The sequence below is a fragment of the Acinetobacter soli genome (assembly GCF_000760595.1).
Taxonomy (GTDB): domain Bacteria; phylum Pseudomonadota; class Gammaproteobacteria; order Pseudomonadales; family Moraxellaceae; genus Acinetobacter; species Acinetobacter soli.
This window is the reverse complement of the sequence record NZ_BBNM01000002.1, coordinates 60,251-83,799: the sequence shown is the minus strand read 5'-3', so window position 1 is coordinate 83,799 and position 23,549 is coordinate 60,251. Positions and strand designations below refer to the sequence as shown.

Genomic DNA, 23,549 nt, shown 5'->3' with positions numbered 1-23,549 from the left:
AAGCTCAGTCATAGGGTATTGATACAGGACAAAGTATGCCAAGCATACCTAAACCAAAAGTTACAGTGATTTTGGCCAATCTGGGCACACCCGATGCTGCGACAGCACCGGCTGTGCGTGAATTTTTGCGACAGTTCCTATCGGATCAGCGGGTAATCGAAATTCCAAAAGTGATTTGGCAGATTATTCTGAATTGTTTTGTATTGCCGTTTCGTCCCAAGCGCGTTGCAGAGGCGTATGCCAGTATCTGGAATCAGGATTCACCCATGCGGGAAATTCTGTATGCACAGGTTGCGAGTATTAAGCAGCAGCTCGATACGCAGTATCCTCATTTTGACCTGAATATTATTCCGGCCATGTCATATGGCAATCCGGGCATTCAAGCGGTGCTCAAAAACTTGTCGCAAATGCCACAAGAGCATGTGATTGTATTGCCATTATTTCCGCAATATTCGGCCACTTCAACTGCGCCGCTATATGATGCCTTTGCGCGCTGGATTCCGAAACAGCGCCATTTGCCAGGCCTGACAATTCTGAAAGATTACTATCGTCATCCTTTATATATCGAAGCACTGGCCAACAGTATTTCACGTTTTCAGGCAACTCATGGCAAGGCACAAAAACTCTTGATGTCGTTTCATGGTATTCCACAGCCTTATGCCGACAAAGGTGATCCGTATCCAGAGCGTTGCCGTGAAACGGCTCGACTGGTCGCTGCACATTTGGGATTACACGACGATGAATGGGCCATCAGCTTCCAGTCTCGTTTTGGAAAGCAGGAATGGGTCAAACCGTATACCGACGCCTTGCTTGAAGAGTGGGGCAAAAGTGGCGTAGAAAGTGTTCAAATTTTAAGCCCGGCGTTTTCTGCGGACTGTTTGGAAACTTTAGAGGAACTTGAAGTAGAAAATGCTGAACTATTTTTGGAATCTGGTGGTCAGCGTTACGAGTATATTCCAGCATTAAACACCAATGCTGAACATCTTGAGTTGCTAACACAACTGCTTAAAGTGAATCTGGATGCCCTAGATTACACGCTTGCATATCGTGAGCATTGAGTGAAGAGAACACTATGTTACAAGTGAAAATCGTGCCGGTTACGGCCTTTGCGCAGAACTGCTCAATTTTGTGGGACAGTGAAAGTAAAGAGGCTGTGCTGATTGATGCGGGCGGTGAGGCTCAAAAGTTAAAACAGACCGTTGAAGAATTGGGTTTAACAGTAAAAGCCTTATGGCTCACGCATGGGCATCTGGATCATGCAGGTGCGGTTGGAGAGCTTGCCCAGCTGTGGCAAGTGCCTGTGATTGGCCCGCACAAAGAAGATGCCTTTTGGCTCGATATGATTCAAGAAGTCTCGGCGCGTTATGGCTTTCCCATTCCACAGCCAGTTCGGGTGGATCAATGGCTTGAGGGCGGAGAAGTACTGACCCTCGGTGAAACCGAGTTTGAAGTGCGCTATGCACCTGGGCATACGCCAGGTCATGTCATGTTTTATAGTGCAGACTATAATTTGCTCTGGACAGGTGATGTGTTGTTTAAAGGCTCAATTGGGCGCACAGATTTCCCGCGCGGTGATCATGCCCAGTTACTCGCGTCTATCCAGCGTGAATGTTTTAGCTTGCCGGATCAAACCCAGTTTATTTCAGGCCACGGCCCGATCAGCACCATTGGTCATGAAAAACAGTTTAATCCGTTTGTCGCGGGCAAAGCGGGTTAAGTCACAATGCGTTGATTGAAGAGCTTAGGGATTACAAATCGACTCAAGCTCTTCGATCACATGGGTCATCATCATCAAAAATAGTCCGACACTGGCAAAGACGTTAATTGGAATCGAGATACCATCCGAATAGACGTTATCAAATCCGAGCGTAATAACAGACGAAACAATCAAGATTGCAACGGTCATCCAAAATAACAATGCGCGATTATGTTCAAAGAGATGGGACATGGAGATAGCCTTTTCATAAGAATTGAATAAGTAAAACAAACCTTGATGAAATAAGCATGACATGCAGGATCGATTTACACTGTAAGCATCTTTCTTGGTTTGCAACCCCTAAGTGCCTGCATCAGGGATTTCCATGTTAGAGCATAAACGATAATTCAAAATAGACAAGAGACTGTCTCGATAAGAAACAGTCTCATTTGCAAGGAGATATTACAGCAGACCTAACCAATCTTGTGGTTTGAGGTAGTAATCGGTGAGCTTTTTCTCGGCAGAATCTTGATCCCATTCAGGACGATAGGTCCATGCAGCGAGGTTGGGTAAACTCACCAAAATCGATTCAATTCGGCCCCCCGTTTGTAAGCCGAATAAGGTGCCGCGGTCATAGACTAAATTGTATTCGACATAGCGTCCGCGACGATAAAGCTGAAAATCACGTTGCGCTGGTGTGTAGGGCTTATCACGATTGCGCTCAAAAATTGGCAAGATCGCATCCAGATAACCGTTACCTACGGCCTGCATATAAGTAAAACAGGTATCGAAATCCCAAGCATTCAAATCATCAAAAAATAAACCACCTACACCACGCTGTTCATCACGATGCTTTAAATAAAAATAGTCATCACACCATTGCTTATGCTCGGCATATACACCATCACCAAAAGGTTGGCACAAATCAAATGCTGTTTGATGCCAGTGTTGGACATCCTGATCATTTGGATAAAACGGGGTTAAATCGAATCCGCCACCAAACCACCAGATCGGATCATGTCCTTCAGGCTGAGCCACAAACAAGCGTACATTGGCATGTGAAGTCGGAATATTCGGATTTTTAGGATGGATGACCAGTGATACGCCAAGCGCCTGCGCTTTGGCACCGGCAATTTGAGGATGGCGTGCCGTAGCAGAGGCGGGGAGTTGAGAGATGTTGATGTGTGAAAACATCACACCACCTTTTTCAATCACGTCACCATTTTGCAACACCCGAGATCGGCCACCGCCACCTTCTGGACGTTCCCAATCATCAATGACAAACGTCGCACTTCCTCCCCCAAGCTGTTCTTGCTGTTCAAGGCGGCTACAAATACGTGCTTGAAGATCGAGAAGAAACTCACGGACCCGTTGAATATCGTCTGAAGTTGGATGTTGCATGCTGTGCCTCAAATAAAAACTTAAACGCGTCTGATCATCAAAACATAAAACCTTAAAAAAAGTAAGGGATTTTGAGCCAAAAATGACTCAAGCGTCAATTTCAATGATCTATCGCTTAGAAGTCATCTTTTTGATAGAGGTGAGACATGCGCTCTTTTTTGGTTTTAAGGTATTGCTCGTTAAACGGATTTTTGCCCACTGTGAGAGCAACACGTTCGGTAACATCAATGCCAAGATCGGTTAGCGCATTCAGTTTGAGTGGGTTGTTGGTAATCAGCTTGACCTGCTTGATCTGTAAATGATCCAGCATGATGGTACACATGTCGTAGCGGCGTGCATCGGCAGGTAGATTCAACAGTAAATTGGCATCTACGGTATCGTGTCCCTGATCTTGCAGTGCATAGGCACGGATTTTATTGGTCAATCCAATGCCACGGCCTTCCTGACGTAAATACAAAATCACACCCTGACCTGCTTGATTGATCAGTTTCTGTGTAGCTTGCAGCTGTGGACCACAATCACATTTGAGCGATGCAAATGCATCGCCAGTGAGGCATTCTGAGTGAATACGCACCAGCACTGGCGCCGTCGGTGGTGACTCTAAGCCTTTAGACAATGCAACGTGCTCTTCGCCCGTTACAGGATCTTGAAAGACTGAAATATTGAAGTCACCAAATTGGGTCGGTAGTTTAGAGGTCGCGACAAACTCAATAGCCACAAATTACTCATCTTTAGGTCAATGAAATCGGCTAAAGTATAGCGTAATGCTTAGAGATTGGTAGAATTGTCATGTCGAAATTATTCAGAACCTTTTCTTTTTTTTAGAAAGCGGACAATAATGGTTGATAAATTGTGAGATTATTCAGGATAATCTACGCCACCCTAAGCACATGTTAGTTGTGCTCAATACTGCATCGTTAGAAATGTGGCTGATTGAAGGTGATTTAATTCGATATGCGTATCGAATTCCCATTTACCCAGCTTAGGATTTGCCAGGCTTAAAAAGGCTTTGCCACATATGTTGTATACCGAAATTCCAACTCACCGTCCTGTTACGCCATTGTTAGATGAAATTAATCATCCGCAACAATTACGTCAGCTCGAACCTAGCCAACTGATACAGGTGGCTGATGAGTTGCGTCAGTTTATCTTGTATGCGGCAGGTCAAAGTGGCGGCCACTTTGGTGCCAATTTGGGCGTGATCGAATTAACGGTTGCTCTACACTATTGTTTTAATACACCAAATGACCGTCTCATTTGGGATGTAGGACATCAGGCCTATCCGCACAAAGCACTTACAGGTCGTCGTGAACAACTGACGACTATTCGTGCTCAAAATGGTCTTGCGGCTTTTCCTGCACGCGAAGAATCGGTATTTGATACCTTTGGTGTCGGGCATTCGTCTACTGCAATTTCCGCAGGTTTGGGCATGTCACTGGCACGCCGCTACCAAAAAAATCCGTGTGAGGTGGTCAGTATTGTAGGCGACGGTGCCATGACTGCAGGTATGGCATTTGAAGCCATGAATGATGCCGTCGCTCACAACGCAGATCTGATTGTCGTCCTCAACGATAACGACATGTCGATTTCATGTAGTACCGGTGGTTTTGCCAAACACTTGGCTGCCATTTGGGAAAAAGGTCATTTGGTCAATATCGATGCAGAGGGGCAGGCTTATGTCCAGCCGCATCCGCAGTGGACCTATAATTCACGCCTGCATCAGTCGGCTACCGATGCAGCTGATAACTTATTTAAAGCGATTGGCTTTGATTATTTTGGTCCCTTTGATGGCCATGATGTCAATCAGCTTGTTGATGTGTTCAATGCCCTCAAAAAACGCAAAGGGCCACGTTTAATTCACGTATATACCAAAAAAGGCAAAGGTTTTATCCCGGCCGAAGCCGATCCGATTACTTATCATGCGATTAGTAAAGTCGCGCCTGTGACCACTGCGCCAGCCAAGAAATCACCGCCTAAATATTCTGATGTATTCGGACAGTGGTTATGTGATGAAGCGGCGCAAGACTCACGCTTAATGGCAATTACGCCAGCGATGTGTGAAGGTTCGGGTATGGTCAAATTTGCTCAGCAGTATCCAGAGCGTTTTTTTGATGTGGCGATTGCCGAGCAGCATGCGGTCACGTTGGCTGCTGGCATGGCCTGTGAAGGGCTTAAACCTGTTGTGGCAATTTATTCGACTTTCTTACAGCGTGGTTATGATCAGCTGGTTCATGATGTGGCGTTACAAAATCTGGATGTGACGTTTGGTATTGATCGTGCGGGACTTGTCGGTGAAGATGGTCCGACACATGCAGGTGCATACGATTATGCTTACATGCGTACAGTGCCAAATCTGATCATCATGGCGCCTAAAGATGAAAACGAGTGCCGCCAAATGCTGCATACCGCTTATGAGTATCCAGGCCCGGCTGCGGTACGCTATCCGCGTGGTGCAGGCTTAGGCGTTGAGATTCAGTCAAATTTGAGCAAACTGGAAATCGGTAAGGCTGAGGTGGTCTTTGAGTCGAGTACGACTCACGATGAGCAAATCACGATTTTAGCATTTGGAAGCCGCGTTGCTGTTGCAGTCGAGGCAGCACAACAATTGACGCAAAAATATGATGTAGGCGTATCTGTGGTCAATATGCGTTTTGTCAAACCGCTTGATGAGCAAACCATTCGCGATCTGGCTGAACGCACGCATTTATTTGTAACGGTTGAAGAGCATGCGGTCATGGCTGGTGCAGGCAGTGCAGTCAATGAGTACTTGGCTCAGGCGCAAATCTTGAAGCCTGTTTTGAATTTGGGATTACCAGATACTTTCATTCATCAGGCTACACATGCCCAGATGCTAAAAAATTGTGGATTGGATGCTGAGGGGGTCCAAAACGCAATTGAAAAGGCTTGGTTAAGGATTGTACAAGCGGTTTAAACACATTCCGCTAAAAAAACTCGAATTTATTTACCAAAAGGCGCGGCAATTTGATAGAATTGCCGCGCTTTTATGCATTATTCTTTGTCAAAATCTTCAAATTTGTAGTGGGTGTTCAATGGAACCTATGGTGGTTATGGCTGCGCGAGCGGCTCAATTAGTTGGTCAAGAGCTTTTAAAAGCACATCAGAATCGTCACAAGCTCGACCTACAAGTTGAAGAGAAAGGCATTGAAGGTCCGGTAACGCGCGTTGACCGTTATCTCGAGCAACTCACGATCGATACCCTTCGTAAAAGTTACAAAAACCATAGCTTCTTGGGCGAAGAGTTTGGTCTGCAAGAAGGCAAAGGCCACGATGCAGACTGGTGCTGGGTGATCGACCCGCTGGATGGCACACAAAACTTTATCAATGGTTTCCCTCATTTTTGTATTTCAATTGCAGTTCAGCACAAAGGTGTGACCCAGCACGGTGTGATCTACGATCCTGTACGCGACGAAATGTTCTCTGCAAGTCGTGGTCGTGGTGCGGTCATGAACCAGCGCCGTATCCGCGTAAATGTTCGTGAAAATTTAGAAAATACGTTCTTGGCTGTAGGCCACCCATACCGTGCTAAACGTAATGGTGAAATCGTTTCTTATGCCGAGCAACATTTTGCATCATTGCTTGCAGTCACTAAAGCAGGTGCTCACATCCGCCGTGCAGGTTCTGCTGCACTCGATTTGGCCTATGTGGCTGCGGGCCGTTTTGATGGTTTCTTTGAAGTAGGCCTAAAACCGTGGGATATCGCTGCAGGTGAGCTGATTGTAAAAGAAGCTGGCGGCGTTATGGTGGATGCACGCGGTGGACATGATTCGTTTGAAAATGGTCAAGTGCTTGCGACCTCAATGAAAATGCTTAAACCACTGATGCAAACCGTGGTGCCTGCATGGGGTGAAATGGCGAAATAATCGCCATGTGGTTGAGTTTACTTAAAAAAACACCCTCATCAAGAGAGTGTTTTTTTACCAGATGGACCATTTAAAGGCCTCAAAAAAGAACATATTATGAAAAAACTGAGAAATAAGGTGACTTTTAAAAAGTTTCTGCTATAATCTCGCAACGCACTTAAATTTCCGTTCATTACCTGAACATTCTGTTCTATTCATTGTATGCGCACGCTGTCCATAGAGAGGACCATTCATTGCGCCCAAATCGCTCAGCGATTCTTCAGGTTCCGGCCGTAATCATGCGTGCGTATAGTCTACATCGTCGTTATTCGGATTGCTGCTGAATTTCATATTATTCAGCCTAAGATGCCGTGCCGCCTTTTGTCGATGTCCATATTTGTATTTATTAAAATGGAGCACCCATTAGGGTGAAACTCTCTATGAGCAAAACTTTTGCCGATTTCTCTCTACACGAATCTCTACAAAATGCACTACAGGATCTTGGTTTTACTAGCCCGACTCCTGTTCAAGAACAAGCAATTCCTGCTGCTTTAGAAGGTAAAGATCTTTTAGTTTCTAGCCAAACTGGTTCTGGTAAAACTGCAGCATTTTTGTTGCCAACACTTCATGCACTTGCGGGTCAAGATACGTTCCTTCCATTTAAAGAACGTATGCGCGCCGTAACTCAACCGAATATTCTTGTCATTTCACCAACGCGTGAACTTGCACAGCAAGTCAGTCAAGATGCGATTGCATTTGTTCGTCACATGAAAGGCGTACGTATTGCTGCAATCATGGGCGGTATGCCTTTTGCTAAGCAAATTCAGCAACTTAAAGGCGCTCAAGTAGTTGTTGCAACGCCAGGTCGTTTGCTTGACTTGGTTAACCGTCGTCAACTTAAACTTGATAAAGTTGATGCGTTAATTGTTGATGAAGCTGACCGTATGCTTGATCTTGGTTTCTCTGAAGACCTAGAAGCGATTAGCGAATTGGCTGCTAACCGTAAGCAGACTTTAATGTTCTCTGCAACATTTGCAGATCGTATTATTCGTCTTGCTGAATGCATGATGCAAGATCCACAGCGTATTGCCATTGAAACGGGTCATTCAACCAACACTGATATTACCCAAACACTTCACTGGACAGATGGTTTTGAGCACAAGAAAAAATTGCTTACCCATTGGTTAAGTGATGAAAAAATGGATCAGGCTGTTGTGTTTGCAAGCACGCAAGAAGACACTGACATGTTAGCTGAAGAACTTGCTGAAGCGGGTCATTCAGTTGTTGCTTTGCACGGTGCAATGCCACAAACCGTACGTAACCGTCGTTTGCGCAGCATCCGTGAAGGTAAAGCAAAAATCTTGGTTGCAACTGACGTAGCAGCACGTGGTCTAGATGTACCAACTATTTCACACGTGATCAACTTCGGCTTACCAATGAAGCATGAAGATTACGTTCACCGTATTGGCCGTACTGGCCGTGCAGGTCGTACTGGTCAAGCTATTACACTTGCAACTTACCGCGAGCGTGGCAAGATTCGTGCGCTTGAAGACTACCTAGATGCGCGTTTAAGCGTTTCTGAAATTGAAGGTCTTGAGCCATCTCCACCGCCTGCACGTTCAGGCCGTGATGGTGGTGGTCGTGGTCGCGGCGGTAATGGCCGTGGCGGTCGTGATGGCGGTGGTCGTAGCTTTGGTGGCGGCGGTCGTCGTTTTGAGGGTGAAGGTAACTTCAAACGTCGCGAAAGTGGTCGTGATGATCGCCCACGTCGTAGCTTCGATGATAGCCCACGTGGTGAGCGTCCGTTTGGTGGTGAAGACCGTCCGCGTCGCGAATTTAACTCAGATCGTCCACGCCGTGAAGGCGGTTTTGACGACCGTCCAAAGCGTAGCTTCGGTGGTGAAGATCGTCCACGTCGCGAATTTAACTCAGATCGTCCACGCCGTGAAGGTGGTTTTGATGACCGTCCAAAGCGTAGCTTTGGTGGTGAAGATCGTCCGCGTCGCGAATTTAACTCAGATCGTCCACGCCGTGAAGGTGGCTTCAACGATAAACCGCGTTTCGATTCAAACGATGACAACCGTGGCAATCGCGTAGATTACAAGCCACGTCGTGAAGGCGGTTTTGGTGATCGTCCTAAGCGTGACTTTGGCGACCGTCCTGCACGTCGTGAAGGTGGTTTTGGTGATCGTCCACAGCGCTCTTTTGGTGATGACCGCCCAAAGCGTAGCTTCGGTGGTGAAGATCGTCCAAAACGTAGCTTTGGTGGCGAAGACCGTCCAAATCGTGGTACGAAAGAAGAATTTTTCAATCGTGAATCAGGTGATCGTCGTCGCAAAAACGACCGTTAATTCACAAAAGTAAATAAAAAGCTGGCTTCGGCCAGCTTTTTTATTGTGATAAAACTGTGTAAAATGATCAATATTGAGAATCATATCAAGAAATTTTATATAAATGCGTAATCAAAAACATCACCATAGCTCAGGCTTCATTAAGGCGCTTATGACACGCGCTTGGTGGTTGCCGTGCTTAAGTTTTGTCTTGATGTTATGTAATATTTTCTATTTCTCTTATTATTTTTACCAAGATTAATACGCGTTTTGTCGGTGCTTTTTCAGCAACATCACCCGGATGAATGAAACGCTGCATTGTCAAAATAATAACAATCCTCAGCAGTTTCAGTGCTATATTATGCAAGCTTAAAAAAATGCAGGAATCTACTCTGCTATGAATAATTTAACGTCATCCTTTTCTGACGCTTTAATTGACGTCCAAAATCTAAGTTTCAATCGCGGCGATCGTATCATTTATGACAACATTAGTTTGTCTATTCGTCGTGGTCAGATTACAGCGATTATGGGGCCGTCAGGAACAGGTAAGACGACTTTGTTGCGTCTGATTGGTGGGCAGCTGAGTCCAGATCAAGGACAAGTTTTACTAGACGGTAAAAATATTGCCAGCATGACACGTCACGAACTCTTTGCGGCGCGCGCCCGAATGGGAATGTTATTCCAAAGCGGTGCTTTATTTACCGATATGTCCGTCTATGAAAATGTTGCGTTCCCTATTCGAGCGCACACCAAACTGCCTGAGCATCTGATTGCCGAACTCGTGGGGCTAAAGCTGGAGTCGGTTGGCCTGCGTGGAGCAGAGCACTTGATGCCAACCGAGCTTTCTGGCGGGATGAATCGACGCGTTGCGCTGGCACGTGCAATTGCGCTCGATCCAGATCTGATTATGTATGATGAGCCTTTTGCAGGCCAAGATCCGATTGTCAAAGGTGTGTTAACCCGCTTAATCCGATCTTTGCGTGAAGCACTTGATCTGACCACCATTATTGTTTCGCATGATGTACCTGAAACTTTATCGATTGCAGACTATATTTACGTGGTTGCAGAAGGCAAGATTCAGGGTGAAGGCACACCCGAAGCATTGCAATCGAATGCTTCGGCCTATGTGAGACAGTTCCTGACAGGATCAGCTGAAGGGCCTGTCGAATATCAATTTAGTCAGCGCGCTTATTTAGATAAAGAGGTATCGCCATGAATGCGATCGCTTGGCTGGGCCGGCTTGTGATAGAGCGCGTTCGAGGGATTGGTGTTGCGGCCCTGATGCTATTGCAGATTTTATTTTCCATGCCATCTTCAGGCGGTTTTTCTCGGTTTATTTACCAGATGTACCGCGTTGGGGTTATGTCATTGTTGATCATTACCGTCTCGGGCTTGTTTATTGGCTTGGTTATCGGCTTACAAGGCTACTCAATTTTAGTAAATGTAGGCAGTGAAGCAATGCTGGGCACTATGGTGTCTTTGACCTTGCTGCGTGAACTGGCACCTGTTGTAGCTGCATTACTTTTTGCCGGTCGAGCAGGTTCTGCACTGACCGCGGAAATTGGCTCGATGAAACAGAGCGAGCAATTGGCCAGTATGGAAATGATCGGTGTCGATCCACTTAAGCAAATTGTCTCGCCACGTCTTTGGGCTGGAATTGTGAGCTTGCCGATGCTTACCGTGATTTTTGCTGCCATCGGAATTTTAGGCGGCAAAATGGTGGGGGTCGATTTTCTGGGCGTCGACGAAGGTTCTTTCTGGAGTGGTATGCAAAGCAATGTCCAGTTTGGTCACGATGTCGTCAATGGGATTATTAAAAGTATCGTATTTGCTCTGGTATGTACTTGGATTGCAGTGTATCAAGGCTATGCATGCGATCCAACGCCTGAGGGGATTGCTACCTCAATGACGCGAACGGTGGTGTATTCGTCATTGTGTGTACTGGGTTCAGATTTTGTTTTGACTGCGGTCATGTTCGGAGGTATTTAATGAAATCACGTACAAGTGAGCTGGCCGTCGGAATATTTGTGATTATTTTCGGTGTGGCATTGTTCTTTTTAGCCATGAAAGTGAGTGGCCTTGCTGGGACCAATCTTAGCGATCCGTATAAAATGACCGCGCAGTTTGACAATGTCAACGGTTTAAAGCCGCGTGCCAAAGTCACCATGAGCGGCGTGACCATTGGGCGGGTTGAGTCTATTACGCTTGACCCAGTGACCCGCTTAGCTACTGTTTCATTTGATTTAGATGGCAAACTCACCACATTTAATGCACAGCAACTTAAAACGGTTGAGAAAAATGCACTTGAGGAACTGCGTTACAGCGCAGACTATCAAGCTGCTGCTCCAGCACAACAAAAAACGATGGAACAGCAACTAATTAATAACATGAAATCCATCACCAGTATCGATGAAGATGCTTACATTATGGTATCGACAAATGGGTTATTGGGTGAGAAGTATCTCAAGATCGTGCCGGGTGGTGGTCTGAACTACCTCAAGCGTGGTGAAGCAATTTCAAATACCCAAGGTACAATGGATCTTGAAGATCTAATTAGCAAATTTATTACGGGTGGTGCCGGTAAATCATCAACAAACTCTACGGGCAATACGGCCGAGCCAGCTTCTTCTGAAGCACAGCCGTCATTTACCGAGTAATTATTAGGAAGCATGCACATGAATACATTATTTAAGCAAACGCTCACCGCAAGTGTTTTATCTTCAATGTTGATGGGAACAGCTTTTGCTGCACCCGCTGAAGCACCGCCAGCGTTTATTAAACGTGTTGCAGATGGCCTGATTACACGTTTGAAAACCGATCATGCTAAATTGCAAAACAATCCAGCGGCGGTCAAAGCGATCGTTCGTCAAAACCTTGATCCGTACATTGACTCACAAGCCTTTACCCGTATTGTTATGGGCACTTATGCAACCAATCAATACAGTAATGCGGCTCAGCGTGCGCAGTTTGAAAATAACTTCCGTGAAACACTGATTGAAAATTACGGTACGGCTTTTGCGAAGTACAGCAACCAGTCTTACACCATGCGTCCATACAAAGAAACCGGAAGTAAAAATCCTGTTGTGACGCTAGACTTCAATAACAACGGTGAAAAAATTCCAGTGTCGTTCCAGTTGGCAGACAAAGGGTCACAATGGAAAATTCGTAACATCAATGTATCTGGTATCGATCTAGGCTTGCAGTTCCGTAACCAGTTTGCTGCAACCGTGAAGCGTAACGGTGGTGATCTTGATAAAGCCATTGCGAACTTCCAGCCAGATGCGGATGCCGCAGTCAAAAAGAAATAATGCAGGTTTAACGTGATTCAGTTTCTAGATCAGCAGTTGGTCGTTTCTGGGCAAATCGACTTTGACAATGCACAGGCCATGTGTGAGCAAGGGCATCAACTGATTGCCCAGCACTCGACTTTTCCTTTGGTGGTGAATCTGAATCAGTTGAAAAATGGCAATACCTTGGCCTTGGCGGTGCTAATTCAGTGGCTTCGCTCGACACCTCAGGCACAGGGGCTGCATTTTCAAGATGTACCTGCAAAAATGCTCAAGATCATTCAAGCCTCGCATCTGCAAGATGATTTGATACTGATCTGAGTCAGTTTCAAAAATAAAAAAAGCACTGCCATGGCAGTGCTTTTTTTAAATCCATTTTTTCCAGCGGAAATAAATCATTGGTCCAACAAATGACACCATAATGATCATGGCAACCACTAAAAAGCTCATGGCGCCATGTGCAAAGGGCAGTTCTTGTGTATTCATGCCGTAGATACTCGCTACCAGCATCGGTGGCGCTAGCATACTTGGCAAGATCGAGAAGCGACGAATCGTATCGTTCTGTTCGGTGTTAATGAAACCAGACGTGGTGTCGAGTAAGAAACGCACCTTTTGAAACAAGAAGGCATCGTGTTCGACCAGCGAGCGAACATCTTCGCTGAGCTCGCGAATATCGGCATCATAAATATGACTGCCCAGCGCGCGCGGACGTGCTAAAAAGGTTAATACACGGCGTAAATCAATCAGACACAGCTGGGCTTTTCCCAACACGTCTTCTTGTTGAGCCAGACGGGTAATCATGTCGTCGAGATCCAGCATCTGTTCGCGATGATGATTATTCAGAACTTCTGTGGAGTATTTTTCGAGGTCCTTGTGGATATCTTCCAAGATATCCGCAAGCTCGTCTAGTTTGGCTTCGAGCAAACCCAGTAAGATCCATGTCGGATCTTTATAATCCATATCATAGTCATTACGCCGCGCACGGGCACGAAAGGCCCGAAACGCCACCAGTTTTTCACCACGCAAAGTAAACAGACGGTCTTTATGCAAAATAAATGCGACAGTTTGTACCATCGCCAAAATATTGCTGCTGTCTTCTGTATCACCGTCAACTTGATAGTTTTTATTTTTCGTTAAAAAATAAGTACTGATATGCAAAATTCCATCGTCATCGCGGTAGAATCGAGCAGATGAAGAAATGTCTTCGAGAGATTTCAGTGTAGGTAAATTGCGATCATATGCATCGAGTACCCATTGTTGTTCTTCTTGAGAGGGTGCAATGAGGTCAATCCAGACCAATTCTGGATGCAGATCGAATCCACCATTGATGGTGGCATCTTCCAGACTACCGCGCTCTGTGGCATAAAAGGCTTCAAGCATAATGTCTTTTCTCCCTTGCGCAGTACGGGGGTAAATGAATGCGTGTATTTTAGACAAGGATTAGGTCAAAAACACTCGTTGTTGCGTTAATTTTGAAAAAAATCTTTCTAAAGCTTACTTTGTAAGCATGACAACTTCACAACATGGTAAAAAATCTATGAATTCAGTTTGTATTTTTTGTGGTTCTGCTGTTGGTACTGATCCTGTGTTTATTCAAGCGGCGCAAGCGACTGGGCAACTAATTGCCCAGCAAGGCAAAACGCTGGTGTATGGTGGTGGTCGTTCGGGACTTATGGGTGTTGTTGCAGACTCGGCATTGCAGGCTGGCGGGCGCGTAATTGGCGTGATTCCAACTGCATTGGTCGATCGTGAGTTGGCACATCCGCATTTAACCGAACTACATGTGGTAAAAAATATGCATGAGCGTAAAACCAAAATGGCCGAGCTTTCGGATGGTTTTATCGCTTTACCGGGTGGCGCAGGTACACTCGAAGAAATTTTTGAGCAATGGACATGGGCACAGCTGGGTATTCATCAAAAACCATGTGCCTTTTTAAATGTACGTGGCTTTTACGATGCACTTTTAAACATGATTCAGGGCACCGTCGACAACGGATTCACTCAATCACGTTTTGTCGAGAAGCTGATTGCATCAGATGATATTCAGAGTATTTTAGAACAGTTTGAACACTATCAACCCGCCATGCCAAAATGGGGCGAACATGCCAAGGTTCATCCGTGAGCGATAATCTGACTATGAAAACCATTCGGGTGGCTGCTGCGATTATTTTCAATGATGATCAGCAGCTTTTACTGGTACGAAAACGCAATACCAGGTTTTTTATGCAAGTGGGCGGCAAGCTTGAGGCCAACGAATCCAGTGAAGCGGCGATTATACGTGAAACCTTTGAAGAAACTGGATGTCATAGCCACATTGTGCAGAGCTTGGGTCGTTTTGAAACTCAGGCAGCCAATGAGCCAGATCACAGCTTGATTGCAGATGTATACTTATTGCAGCTAGAAGGACAGCCACAGATTCAAGCCGAAATTGCTCAGATGAAGTGGATAAGTGTAGATGACCAGCACACGCCTCTTGCACCGCTAACCCGTGAAATAGTTTTACCGTGGTGTGTGAATTATCTGGCTTCACGTGAAACAGAGGCCGCAGCGACACAGATCGGATAAATGCGTTGGCATCCTAATGTGGTGAGTGCTTGAGACAAGGCGTAAATTGAGCTGCCTGTCGTGACTACATCATCGATAATCATGACCCGCCGAAAGCGAGTGCGCACACGCAAATCGGGTACGAATTGCTGCTCAATACCCGCGATGCGCTCTAATCGGCTTAAGCCCTTTTGTGTGTGTTCAGCCCGACGCAGCATGGGTTGCCATATGGGAAGGTTAAGCTGTTTGGCGACACCTTCAGCAATCAGCATCGCTTGATTATAACCACGTTCACAAAGCCGCGCTGTCGAAATCGGCATTGGCACAATGGCCTGAACCCGCGGTAAGGGAAGTTGCAAAATCAGTTGCGTGAGTAAGCGCTGATGATGCAGTTTTTCATGGTATTTAAATTGCTGCACAATGTGATTGATCGGGTCGGCATATTCACATGCCGCCTGAATGATCAATTCATGGCGCAGCACCGAATCATTGAGCCACGGCAGATCTTGCCAGCAATCTGTGCAAATGACGTATGGACTGTGTGCGGCAGAATGACCGCACAGCGGACAATGTCGCGTGTGCTGCCAGAGCGTGTGTAATGAATGATACACGGCCTTAAACATAGGCATATCGCGGCGCTTCTGGCAACCAGCGTCTTAGTAGCGCATCGGCCTGTTCCGGATAATCACTGAGCATTTGCCCCGCGACATAATGCGCCTGCGTAAGAAGATGATCATCTCGCTCCAGTTTGGCCACACGAAAATTCATGTCACCGGTTTGTTTGGTGCCGAGAAGTTCTCCCGGACCACGCAGTTCAAGGTCTTTTTCGGCAATCACAAAGCCATCATTGCTTTCACGCAATATAGATAAACGCTCTTGACCATTTTGGGACAGTGGATGCTTATAAAGCAACACACAAAAACTCGCTTGAGCGCCGCGTCCTACTCGGCCACGTAACTGATGCAGCTGCGATAAGCCTAGCCGCTCTGCATTTTCAATCACCATAATCGAGGCATTCGGTACATCGACGCCCACTTCAATTACAGTGGTGGCGATCAGTAATTGCAATTCGTTGGCTTTAAATGCAGCCATGACCGCCTGCTTTTCATCTGCTTTCATTTTGCCATGTACCAATCCCACTTTGAGCTCGGGAAAGCGCGATAAAATTTCCTCATAGGTGGCTTGTGCTGCCTGCGCATCTAGTGTTTCAGATTGCTCTACCAGTGTGCACACCCAATAGGCCTGTTTGCCGTCTTTACAGTTATTGGCAATTCGATTGAGTACTTCTTCGCGTCGATCGAGTGGAATGGTCACGGTCTGAATCGGTGTTCGTCCCGGGGGAAGTTCATCAATCACCGAGGTATCCAGATCTCCATAAGCGCTCATGGCGAGAGTACGTGGAATCGGTGTGGCGGTCATCACTAACTGATGCGGGGTCAGATGATCGACACCTTTATTGCGCAGCGCCAAACGCTGATCGACTCCAAAACGATGTTGTTCATCGATAATCACCAAGCCAAGTTTGGCAAATTCGACATTGTCTTGAAATAGAGCATGTGTTCCGACCACCAACTGCGCTTGACCAGTTTGAATCAATTGTTCTGCATGTGCTCGGGCTTTGCCCTTTTGTTTGCCAGATAGCCATGCCACTTGAATATTTAAGGGTTCAAACCAGCGTTTAAAATTCAGGTAATGCTGTTCGGCCAGAATTTCAGTGGGTGCCATCAGCGCAACTTGCCATTCTGCTTCCAGTGCATGGCAAGCAGCCACCGCAGCCACCAAGGTTTTACCTGCACCGACATCACCTTGTACCAGCCGCAGCATCGGCTCGGGGCGCTGCAAATCTTTGGCAATTTCATGAGATACCCGCTTTTGAGCTTGCGTCATATGAAAGGGTAGCTGTGCCAGTAAAGCTTTAGCCAAAACCTGACTGTAGGCAAAGGGAGGGGCTGCAATCTGGCGAATATAGGCACGGCGGGTCAGCAAACTAATTTGATGTGCCACCAGCTCTTCAAAGATCAAACGCTGCTGTGCAGGATGAGATCCTTGCGCCAGCTGTTGCATATTGGCATTGAGTGGTGGTTCATGAATGTAGTGCAATGCTTCTTTTAAAGCATAGCCATTGGTAAATTTCTCTGGCAAAAGCTCAGGCAGCTGGTCGCTAAACTGCGCCAAGGCCTGTTTAATATAGTCTCTTAACTTGGCCTGAGTTAGCCCTTCGGTGCTCGGATAAATGGCAGTCAGTTGAGTTTTCGGGAGCGGGGTATGCTCTCGAATAACTTGTATTTCAGGATGATACAGTTCTAACCCACGTGCACCAACGCGTACTTCACCAAATATTCGTAAGCGATTTCCCGGGGTGAGTTTATCGGTCAAACCTTTGTATAGATAATAAAATCGTAAAGTCACTTTACCAAAATCATCTTGGACCAGTGCAGCCACGGATTTTCGTTTTCCTGGTGGAAAGTCAACTGATTTTACCCATCCCTCTAGCAGGTAGGTACGACCGACCACGAGTTGGTTCATCGCAATAACCGTGCTACGATCTTCGTAATCACGAGGCAAATGAAACAACAAATCGTCTGTATTAAACAGATGTAGTTTCTCAAGTAAACTGGCGGCTGCCGCTCCAACGCCTTGCAAATGATGGACTGAAGTCATGTCCCTCCAACTCAGGATGTCCGATGCATATTTTATTTATTGGCTATGGTAAAACATCTCAGCGCGTTGCTAAACAATTATTTATGCGCGGTCATCAAATTAGCGCCGTGAGTCGCCACCCCAAACCAGCGGATTTTGCAGATCATATGACCCAAGATATTCATACACTCGATTTATCGGACTGTCATCCTATAGATTGGGTATATGTTTTACTTTCTCCTGAAAACAGCGATCCAGCAAATTACCGTCGTACTTATCTGGAGAGTGTCCAGCCAATTGCAGATGCACTCAAACATCATCCAGTTCAGCGTGTGGTCGTGGTTTCCTCAACGCGGGTTTATGGTGCCCAGCAATCGGGCGAATGGGTCGACGATCACACCATTCCCGAGCCTGCCGATGAACAGGCCAAGTATTTACTTGCCATGGAGCAGGCATGGCATCAAGCCTATCCGCAGCGTAGTATTGTAGTTCGACCAAGTGGAATTTACGGCAATTCAGTTGCACGGATGTGCAAACTGGCACAAAGTACCCAGACTTATCCCGCGGTTCATTATAGTAATCGGATTCATATTGATGATCTGGCTGGCTTTTTGGCTTATCTGACAACGCTGGATTCGTTTAAACCCGTGTATCTGGTCAGTGATGGGCAGCCTTATCCATTGCACGAAATTATCCAGTGGTTTCAGTTACAGCTTCACTTACCACAGCTCCGGCTTGAGCGTACGTGCCTGACTGGAAAACGAATTATGGCACGTGATTTTATTGCATCGGGCTATGAGTTGCAGTCACCCGACTGCTTTAGCGTGTATCGTGCTCAGCTCGATTCTACAGCACCGACTGCTCAAGATTAATCTGGCTTGACTGTGCTGACTTTTCATCATGTCACTTGGGGCATGGTGCTCAGTGCGCAAACACCGTAAGGTGAATGCTGAAACATATCAATGATTAAAATAAAAAAAGACGATGACATGATGCAATTAAAAGTTTTATTGGGAATTGGGCTTTACTTACTTGCTGTGCAAAGCTGGGCGCTTGAGACTGCATGGTGTGTCTATGATCCGGTCGGTCCGCAAGGCGAGATTAGCCGCCGTGCTCAAGATATTGCGCAATACGCGCAGTCTCAGCAAGTGAAAATTACGCTGAAAAGTTATAAAAATGAGCAAGACGCACTAAAGCAATTTGATCAGGGCTATTGCTCAGGCGTGATGGCAACGAATTTTCATACCCGTCAGTACAACCAGTTTATGGGCGGTACGGCAGGTGTTGGCTTTGTTTCCAGTCATCAGGTTGCCAAAAGTTTTATGCAGATGCTGAGCAATCCGAGCCTTAAGCCGCACATGGTGCAAGGAGAGTTTGAAGCGCTGGGTATGATTCCGCTGGGTATGGCCTACATGGTGCTTAAGCGTACCGACATTAACAGTGTCAGTGATTTAAAAAATAAGAAAATTGCAGTGTTAGCAGCAGATTTACCACAAATTGCGCTGGTACAGTCAGTTCGTGCCCAGCCAGTACCCGTGCAGCTCGAATCTGCGGTGGATGCTTTTAAACACAATCAGGTTGATATCTTGCCAGCGCCTATTTTTGCGCTACGACCTTACAATCTTGAACGAGAATTCGGTCCGTCCATTCGTGTGGTGAACTTTCCGTTGTCTTATGTGGCGATAAATGTGGTGATCCGGCACGCACAGTACCCAAAAGGCTTTGGTCAAAGTATGCGAAGTTGGTTTGCCTTGCATAGCGCCAGTTTGATTGCACAGACGATTCGCTGGGAAAATGGTATATCGTCGTATTATTGGATGGATGTATCTTATAGAGAGAAGCAGGCGTATGAATTGATTCTAGCCAGAGTGCGTCAACAGTTTATTCGCTCGAAATATTACGATCCGGCCTTTGTGGCTTTAATTTTACGCTTGCGCTGTATGGATGATCCACGTTATTTCGAATGTCAATTTCGTTAAAGGTACAGCCTAGCGAACTAGACTGTACCATCAAAACGATTATTTCTTTTTACGTTTTAAACGACGCTTGGCTTGTTGAGATGCCATCGCTTCGAGCGCACTCTTTAGCTCCTCATCGCTAAACGTCGTAATGTGCTGCAGCATCTGCAGGGTGGCTTCATCGAGGACCAGTTTGGCGCCTTCAGCCATATTGCTAAAGTTGCGGTCAAACTCAATCGCACCTTCAGAATTGGTTTTGATATAACCTTGCTGGGTCAGTACTTTCAGGAAGCTTTGAAACAGTGCCTTATCAAAAAATTCTGGCGAGTTGAACTCATACAGCACCGATAAACGCTGTCCGAGCAAATGACTTAAGTCTTCCACTTGCTTGGCCGAAATATTGCCAGAGCCACGCTGAGCAATTAAAGCCAAAGTCATGTAATAGCGCTCTAGACTTTGCTTCACGGGTGCAGCCAGAATCACCAGCTGATTATGTTCTTCCGAGTTTGGTGCCAAGCTGACCAGATCACCGTCTTGATCGATTTCAATCACACCCGATGCGGTAAGCGCATCGACATAACGATCAATTTCTGTGATCAGTGCATCGCGGGACCATTTCAAAAATAGCTCGGCTTGTAAGAACGGATACAAGGTGCGAATGACATTGTGCAAATCTTTACGGCTGACTTTACCATTGTGTTCAACCAGTGAAGCCACCAGTGACGGCAACACAAACGCATGCAGAATATTATTACGGAAGTAGGTCAGTAATACCGCCTGATTGTCTTCAATCGCAATAATATCGCCCAATGCATGCTGAACACGCTTGATCAACTTTAACTTCAAACCGTAGGCAATGATTTCTTTGCCCGACAACGAAGTTACTTGACTACGTTCATCGTAGGGCTGCTGAGCCATCAAGTTGCGATAGGCATCGAGCTGCTTAATACACAATTCTTCATCGAGCGTGTGCTTTGGTGTAGCCAGTAAAATCAGTGACAACAGCGACACCGGATTAATCACAACTGCACGGTTAATATTTTCTAAAATGGCGTGTGCTGAACTGTTAATGGCCTGCGAGACTTCATTTGGCAACGGATCATCATTTTTCTCAATTTTGATCTGTTCGGCATTGTGCGCTTTGAGCATGTCATCGAGAAAAACTGGCTCACCAAAGTTGACATGAACCTTACCAAAAATTCGCTCGATTTTACGCAGGGTTTTTAAAATGCCCAGTACCGATTCCGCTTCTTTTGGATTTCCTTGCATTTCGCCTACATAGGTTGAGCCTTCCATCAGGCGCTCATAACCAATGTAGGTCGGTAAAAACACAATCGGCTTGGCACGGCCACGTAAATGGCCGTGAATGGTCATGGCCAGCATGCCGGTTTTAGGAGGCAATAAACGACCTGTACGTGAACGACCCCCTTCAATGAAGTATTCCAGTGGCGTGTTGCGAGACAAAATGCTGTACAGATATTCTTTAAATACCGATGTATACAGGCCATTGCCACGGAAAGAGCGACGAATAAAGAATGCACCGCCACCACGCAGTAACTGCCCGACAAAAGGTAAGTTCAGGTTATCGCCTGCGGCAATGTACGGCACCATCAGACCACGTTTATAAATCACATACGACAGCAGCAGATAGTCGATATGACTACGATGACAAGGGGTATAAATAATCTCGTAGTCTTTGGCAAGTTCGCGCACGGTGCTGAAGTTATGTACCTCAACGCCATCGTAAAGCTGTGTCCAGAGGCGTGTCAGAGCCATATCGGCAAAACGCACGGCAGAATGCGAATAATCCGATACGATTTCATTAAGATAACCAATGGCACGACTCTCGGCTTCTAGCATGCTGATTTTAGAGCGAATACTTTCACGGCGAATTGCATCTTGCACATCGCGTGCCTTAATCAGCGATTCCATCACATTGCGTCGATCAGATAAATCCGGGCCAAGCACCACTTCACGCTGACGATCTAGAAAATCATTTAAGGTGCTGATGATATAGGTGGCCGGAGACAGATTCGGGTAATGTGTCTTGGCATATTCCACCAACTGACGAAGCGATTGAGATTCATGAAACTCAAGATAAGACTGGCGTCCGTGTAAACCAATATTCACCAGTTGCTTGATTTTGCTTGGGGTTGCCCACGTGTCGGTAAACAACAGCTTCACCCATGAATCTTCTTTATCCGGTGCACGTCCCCACAAGACTGTAACAGGCACCAGTTGGATATCGGCATCTGGATATTTTTCCAATACCTCAATCAAACGCAATAATCGTGGCGGAAATGCATGTGGCGGTGGATTTAGCAGATTACGCTCATCATGATGCTGTAAAAACAGTACCGAAGCCTTTTCCTGATGTTCGGCCACATGTAAAGGATCGAGCGCAGGTTTTAAGTGCAGGCGTCGCGTTTCACTGTCGACCACCAAGGCATTACTACGTGAGTAGTTTTGCAGTACATAGCACACAATCTTAGGCGAATGAGATACTTCTGATGCTGCGGATGGAGTTGGTTCAGCAGGGACCTCCCCAAGAACATGTGGAGTGACCACAAGGTCTAGCAACTTACTGGAAAGCCGTCGATACATCTGACCGAAGCCATGCTTGGACATAAAATCTCCTACTCAAACAACCAAACCCCAGCCACGCAGACCGGGTACAATGTGATGAATTGATTTGCAAAAACAATGCGCTATTTTCTGCTAATTTGTATGCAGAGTGCTAGCGTTTATCGTTAAAAATCGTATTTATACTGACAATTGGTAATGTGAAGTGTGACCTGTGACGCATTTAATGCCAAAGCTGAAACGCTGGATTTGTGGCAAAATAGTTCAAAGATCATTACGCATTCACTCTCGCGCTATTTTTAATTTTGACATAGAAAAGGCATTCCATGAATACATTGACCCAAGAACTGGTTGAACTTTTATCACTGGAAAAGCTCGAAGAAAATCTGTATCGCGGCATGAGCCGCAACTTGGTTGGCAAACGCGTGTTTGGCGGTCAGGTACTCGGGCAGGCACTTCGTGCTGCATCGTATACCACGGATCGTCCGGCTCATTCCTTGCATGCCTATTTCTTATATGGTGGCGATATCCACGCGCCGATCGTATACGAAGTGAATCCGCTACGCGATGGTAAAAGTTTTGTTAGCCGTGAAGTGCGTGCCATTCAGCATGGTCGTACCATTTTTTCTGCCATGGTGTCTTTTGTTGCACCCGAAGAAGGCCTCAACTATCAAAATGATGCGCCAGTTTATCCTGCACCTGAAGACGTAAAATCGGAAGCCGAACTCAAACAAGGCATGATTGATTTTATTCCCGAAAATGTTCGTGCCAGCTTCATGCGCGAGCGTCATGTCGAGATTCGTCCAATCGATCCCGTAAATCCATTTCAGCCACAGCCCCAAGCGCCCACTAATGCGCATTACATTCGCACGCATGATCAAATTCGTGGTGAGATGGATCAAGTGGCCCTACATCAGGCAATCGTGGCATTTTATTCAGATTTTACCCTCATGACCACTGCACTCAAGCCGCATGGACTTAGCTATATTTCGCCAAGCCTACAGTGTGCCAGTATCGATCATACGATTTATTTCCATCGTCCAGTCCGTGCAGACGAATGGATGCTGTACGACATGGATGCCACTGTCAGCAGCAGCTCAAGAGGGTTGAACTTTGGACGCATGTGGCAAAACGGCATGTTGGTGTGTAGTACGGTTCAAGAAGGTTTAATCCGCTTGCGTGAAATTGAAACCCAATAATTTCAGATGTTAAAAGCACTCGATTCTTCGAGCCGAGCGTGTCATATTGCG

General features: G+C 46.1%; 22 protein-coding genes. 15 read left to right on the top strand and 7 right to left on the bottom strand.

Annotated elements, in window-relative coordinates:
• Positions 1–35 precede the first annotated feature (35 nt).
• Both hemH and Aso01_RS02830 read left to right on the top strand, forming a co-directional pair.
• The gene (gene hemH / locus Aso01_RS02835) at positions 36–1,058 is read left to right on the top strand and encodes a ferrochelatase (RefSeq protein WP_004934448.1); all 1,023 of its coding nucleotides are present in this window, start codon (positions 36–38) and stop codon (positions 1,056–1,058) included.
• Positions 1,059–1,072: 14 nt separating this feature from the next.
• On the top strand, positions 1,073–1,717 hold the full coding sequence (locus Aso01_RS02830; RefSeq protein WP_004934450.1) for an MBL fold metallo-hydrolase: 645 nt from the start codon (positions 1,073–1,075) through the stop codon (positions 1,715–1,717).
• Positions 1,718–1,741: 24 nt separating this feature from the next.
• Here Aso01_RS02830 and Aso01_RS02825 read toward each other — a convergent pair whose 3' ends face one another.
• From Aso01_RS02825 to ribA, 3 genes are all read right to left on the bottom strand, one after another.
• Entirely contained in the window at positions 1,742–1,948 is a 207-nt protein-coding gene (locus Aso01_RS02825) for a hypothetical protein (RefSeq protein WP_004934454.1), read from the bottom strand.
• Positions 1,949–2,158: 210 nt separating this feature from the next.
• Positions 2,159–3,097: an oxygen-dependent coproporphyrinogen oxidase gene (hemF, locus tag Aso01_RS02820; protein ID WP_004934458.1), complete on the bottom strand. Its 939-nt coding sequence runs from the start codon at positions 3,095–3,097 to the stop codon at positions 2,159–2,161.
• A 115-nt stretch (positions 3,098–3,212) separates the two neighbouring features.
• The gene (ribA, locus tag Aso01_RS02815; RefSeq protein ID WP_004934462.1) at positions 3,213–3,815 is read right to left on the bottom strand and encodes a GTP cyclohydrolase II; all 603 of its coding nucleotides are present in this window, start codon (positions 3,813–3,815) and stop codon (positions 3,213–3,215) included.
• Positions 3,816–4,115: 300 nt separating this feature from the next.
• Between ribA and dxs the strand changes: the two genes are divergently transcribed.
• From dxs to Aso01_RS02775, 8 genes are all read left to right on the top strand, one after another.
• On the top strand, positions 4,116–6,029 hold the full coding sequence (dxs, locus tag Aso01_RS02810; RefSeq protein ID WP_004934464.1) for a 1-deoxy-D-xylulose-5-phosphate synthase: 1,914 nt from the start codon (positions 4,116–4,118) through the stop codon (positions 6,027–6,029).
• A gap of 118 nt (positions 6,030–6,147) precedes the next feature.
• On the top strand, positions 6,148–6,978 hold the full coding sequence (locus Aso01_RS02805) for an inositol monophosphatase family protein (protein WP_004934467.1): 831 nt from the start codon (positions 6,148–6,150) through the stop codon (positions 6,976–6,978).
• A 419-nt stretch (positions 6,979–7,397) separates the two neighbouring features.
• Positions 7,398–9,308, top strand: coding sequence for a DEAD/DEAH box helicase (locus tag Aso01_RS02800; RefSeq protein WP_042065140.1), 1,911 nt, complete (start codon positions 7,398–7,400; stop codon positions 9,306–9,308).
• Between the two features lie 376 nt (positions 9,309–9,684).
• Positions 9,685–10,503 carry an ABC transporter ATP-binding protein gene (locus Aso01_RS02795; RefSeq protein ID WP_004934480.1) on the top strand — a complete coding sequence of 273 codons (819 nt, stop codon included), beginning with the start codon at positions 9,685–9,687 and terminating at the stop codon, positions 10,501–10,503.
• The gene (gene mlaE, locus Aso01_RS02790) at positions 10,500–11,276 is read left to right on the top strand and encodes a lipid asymmetry maintenance ABC transporter permease subunit MlaE (protein ID WP_004934483.1); all 777 of its coding nucleotides are present in this window, start codon (positions 10,500–10,502) and stop codon (positions 11,274–11,276) included. Before Aso01_RS02795 ends, mlaE begins: the two co-directional genes overlap by 4 nt.
• Positions 11,276–11,944, top strand: coding sequence for an outer membrane lipid asymmetry maintenance protein MlaD (mlaD, locus tag Aso01_RS02785; RefSeq protein ID WP_004934486.1), 669 nt, complete (start codon positions 11,276–11,278; stop codon positions 11,942–11,944). Before mlaE ends, mlaD begins: the two co-directional genes overlap by 1 nt.
• 18 nt (positions 11,945–11,962) lie before the next feature.
• Positions 11,963–12,595 carry an MlaC/ttg2D family ABC transporter substrate-binding protein gene (locus Aso01_RS02780; protein WP_004934488.1) on the top strand — a complete coding sequence of 211 codons (633 nt, stop codon included), beginning with the start codon at positions 11,963–11,965 and terminating at the stop codon, positions 12,593–12,595.
• 12 nt (positions 12,596–12,607) lie between these two features.
• Entirely contained in the window at positions 12,608–12,895 is a 288-nt protein-coding gene (locus tag Aso01_RS02775; RefSeq protein ID WP_004934491.1) for an STAS domain-containing protein, read from the top strand.
• A 45-nt stretch (positions 12,896–12,940) separates the two neighbouring features.
• Here the strand turns inward: Aso01_RS02775 and Aso01_RS02770 are convergent, their stop codons facing one another.
• A complete protein-coding gene (locus Aso01_RS02770; RefSeq protein ID WP_004934494.1) occupies positions 12,941–13,954 on the bottom strand; it encodes a CorA family divalent cation transporter in 1,014 nt (337 codons plus the stop codon).
• Between the two features lie 157 nt (positions 13,955–14,111).
• Here Aso01_RS02770 and Aso01_RS02765 point away from each other — a divergent pair, with 157 nt between their 5' ends.
• Together Aso01_RS02765 and Aso01_RS02760 are read left to right on the top strand one after the other, a co-directional pair.
• Positions 14,112–14,696: an LOG family protein gene (locus Aso01_RS02765; RefSeq protein WP_025095676.1), complete on the top strand. Its 585-nt coding sequence runs from the start codon at positions 14,112–14,114 to the stop codon at positions 14,694–14,696.
• Positions 14,697–14,710: 14 nt separating this feature from the next.
• The gene (locus tag Aso01_RS02760) at positions 14,711–15,139 is read left to right on the top strand and encodes an NUDIX hydrolase (protein ID WP_039909813.1); all 429 of its coding nucleotides are present in this window, start codon (positions 14,711–14,713) and stop codon (positions 15,137–15,139) included.
• Here Aso01_RS02760 and Aso01_RS02755 read toward each other — a convergent pair.
• Positions 15,091–15,747 (bottom strand): ComF family protein, encoded by a 657-nt coding sequence (locus Aso01_RS02755; RefSeq protein ID WP_004934500.1) that lies wholly within the window; start codon positions 15,745–15,747, stop codon positions 15,091–15,093. The genes Aso01_RS02760 and Aso01_RS02755 overlap by 49 nt on opposite strands.
• Positions 15,734–17,779, bottom strand: coding sequence for an ATP-dependent DNA helicase RecG (gene recG, locus Aso01_RS02750; RefSeq protein WP_004934502.1), 2,046 nt, complete (start codon positions 17,777–17,779; stop codon positions 15,734–15,736). The genes Aso01_RS02755 and recG overlap by 14 nt, the downstream gene beginning before the upstream one ends.
• Positions 17,780–17,802: 23 nt before the next feature.
• Here recG and Aso01_RS02745 point away from each other — a divergent pair, with 23 nt between their 5' ends.
• Complete coding sequence (locus Aso01_RS02745) at positions 17,803–18,630, top strand: NAD(P)H-binding protein (RefSeq protein WP_004934505.1); 828 nt, start codon at positions 17,803–17,805, stop codon at positions 18,628–18,630.
• A gap of 117 nt (positions 18,631–18,747) precedes the next feature.
• Positions 18,748–19,737: a putative solute-binding protein gene (locus Aso01_RS02740; RefSeq protein WP_228127967.1), complete on the top strand. Its 990-nt coding sequence runs from the start codon at positions 18,748–18,750 to the stop codon at positions 19,735–19,737.
• Positions 19,738–19,776: 39 nt separating this feature from the next.
• Here Aso01_RS02740 and plsB read toward each other — a convergent pair whose 3' ends face one another.
• Entirely contained in the window at positions 19,777–22,344 is a 2,568-nt protein-coding gene (gene plsB / locus Aso01_RS02735) for a glycerol-3-phosphate 1-O-acyltransferase PlsB (RefSeq protein ID WP_004934508.1), read from the bottom strand.
• A gap of 281 nt (positions 22,345–22,625) precedes the next feature.
• Between plsB and Aso01_RS02730 the strand changes: the two genes are divergently transcribed.
• Entirely contained in the window at positions 22,626–23,498 is an 873-nt protein-coding gene (locus Aso01_RS02730) for an acyl-CoA thioesterase (RefSeq protein ID WP_004934510.1), read from the top strand.
• Positions 23,499–23,549: the final 51 nt, after the last annotated feature.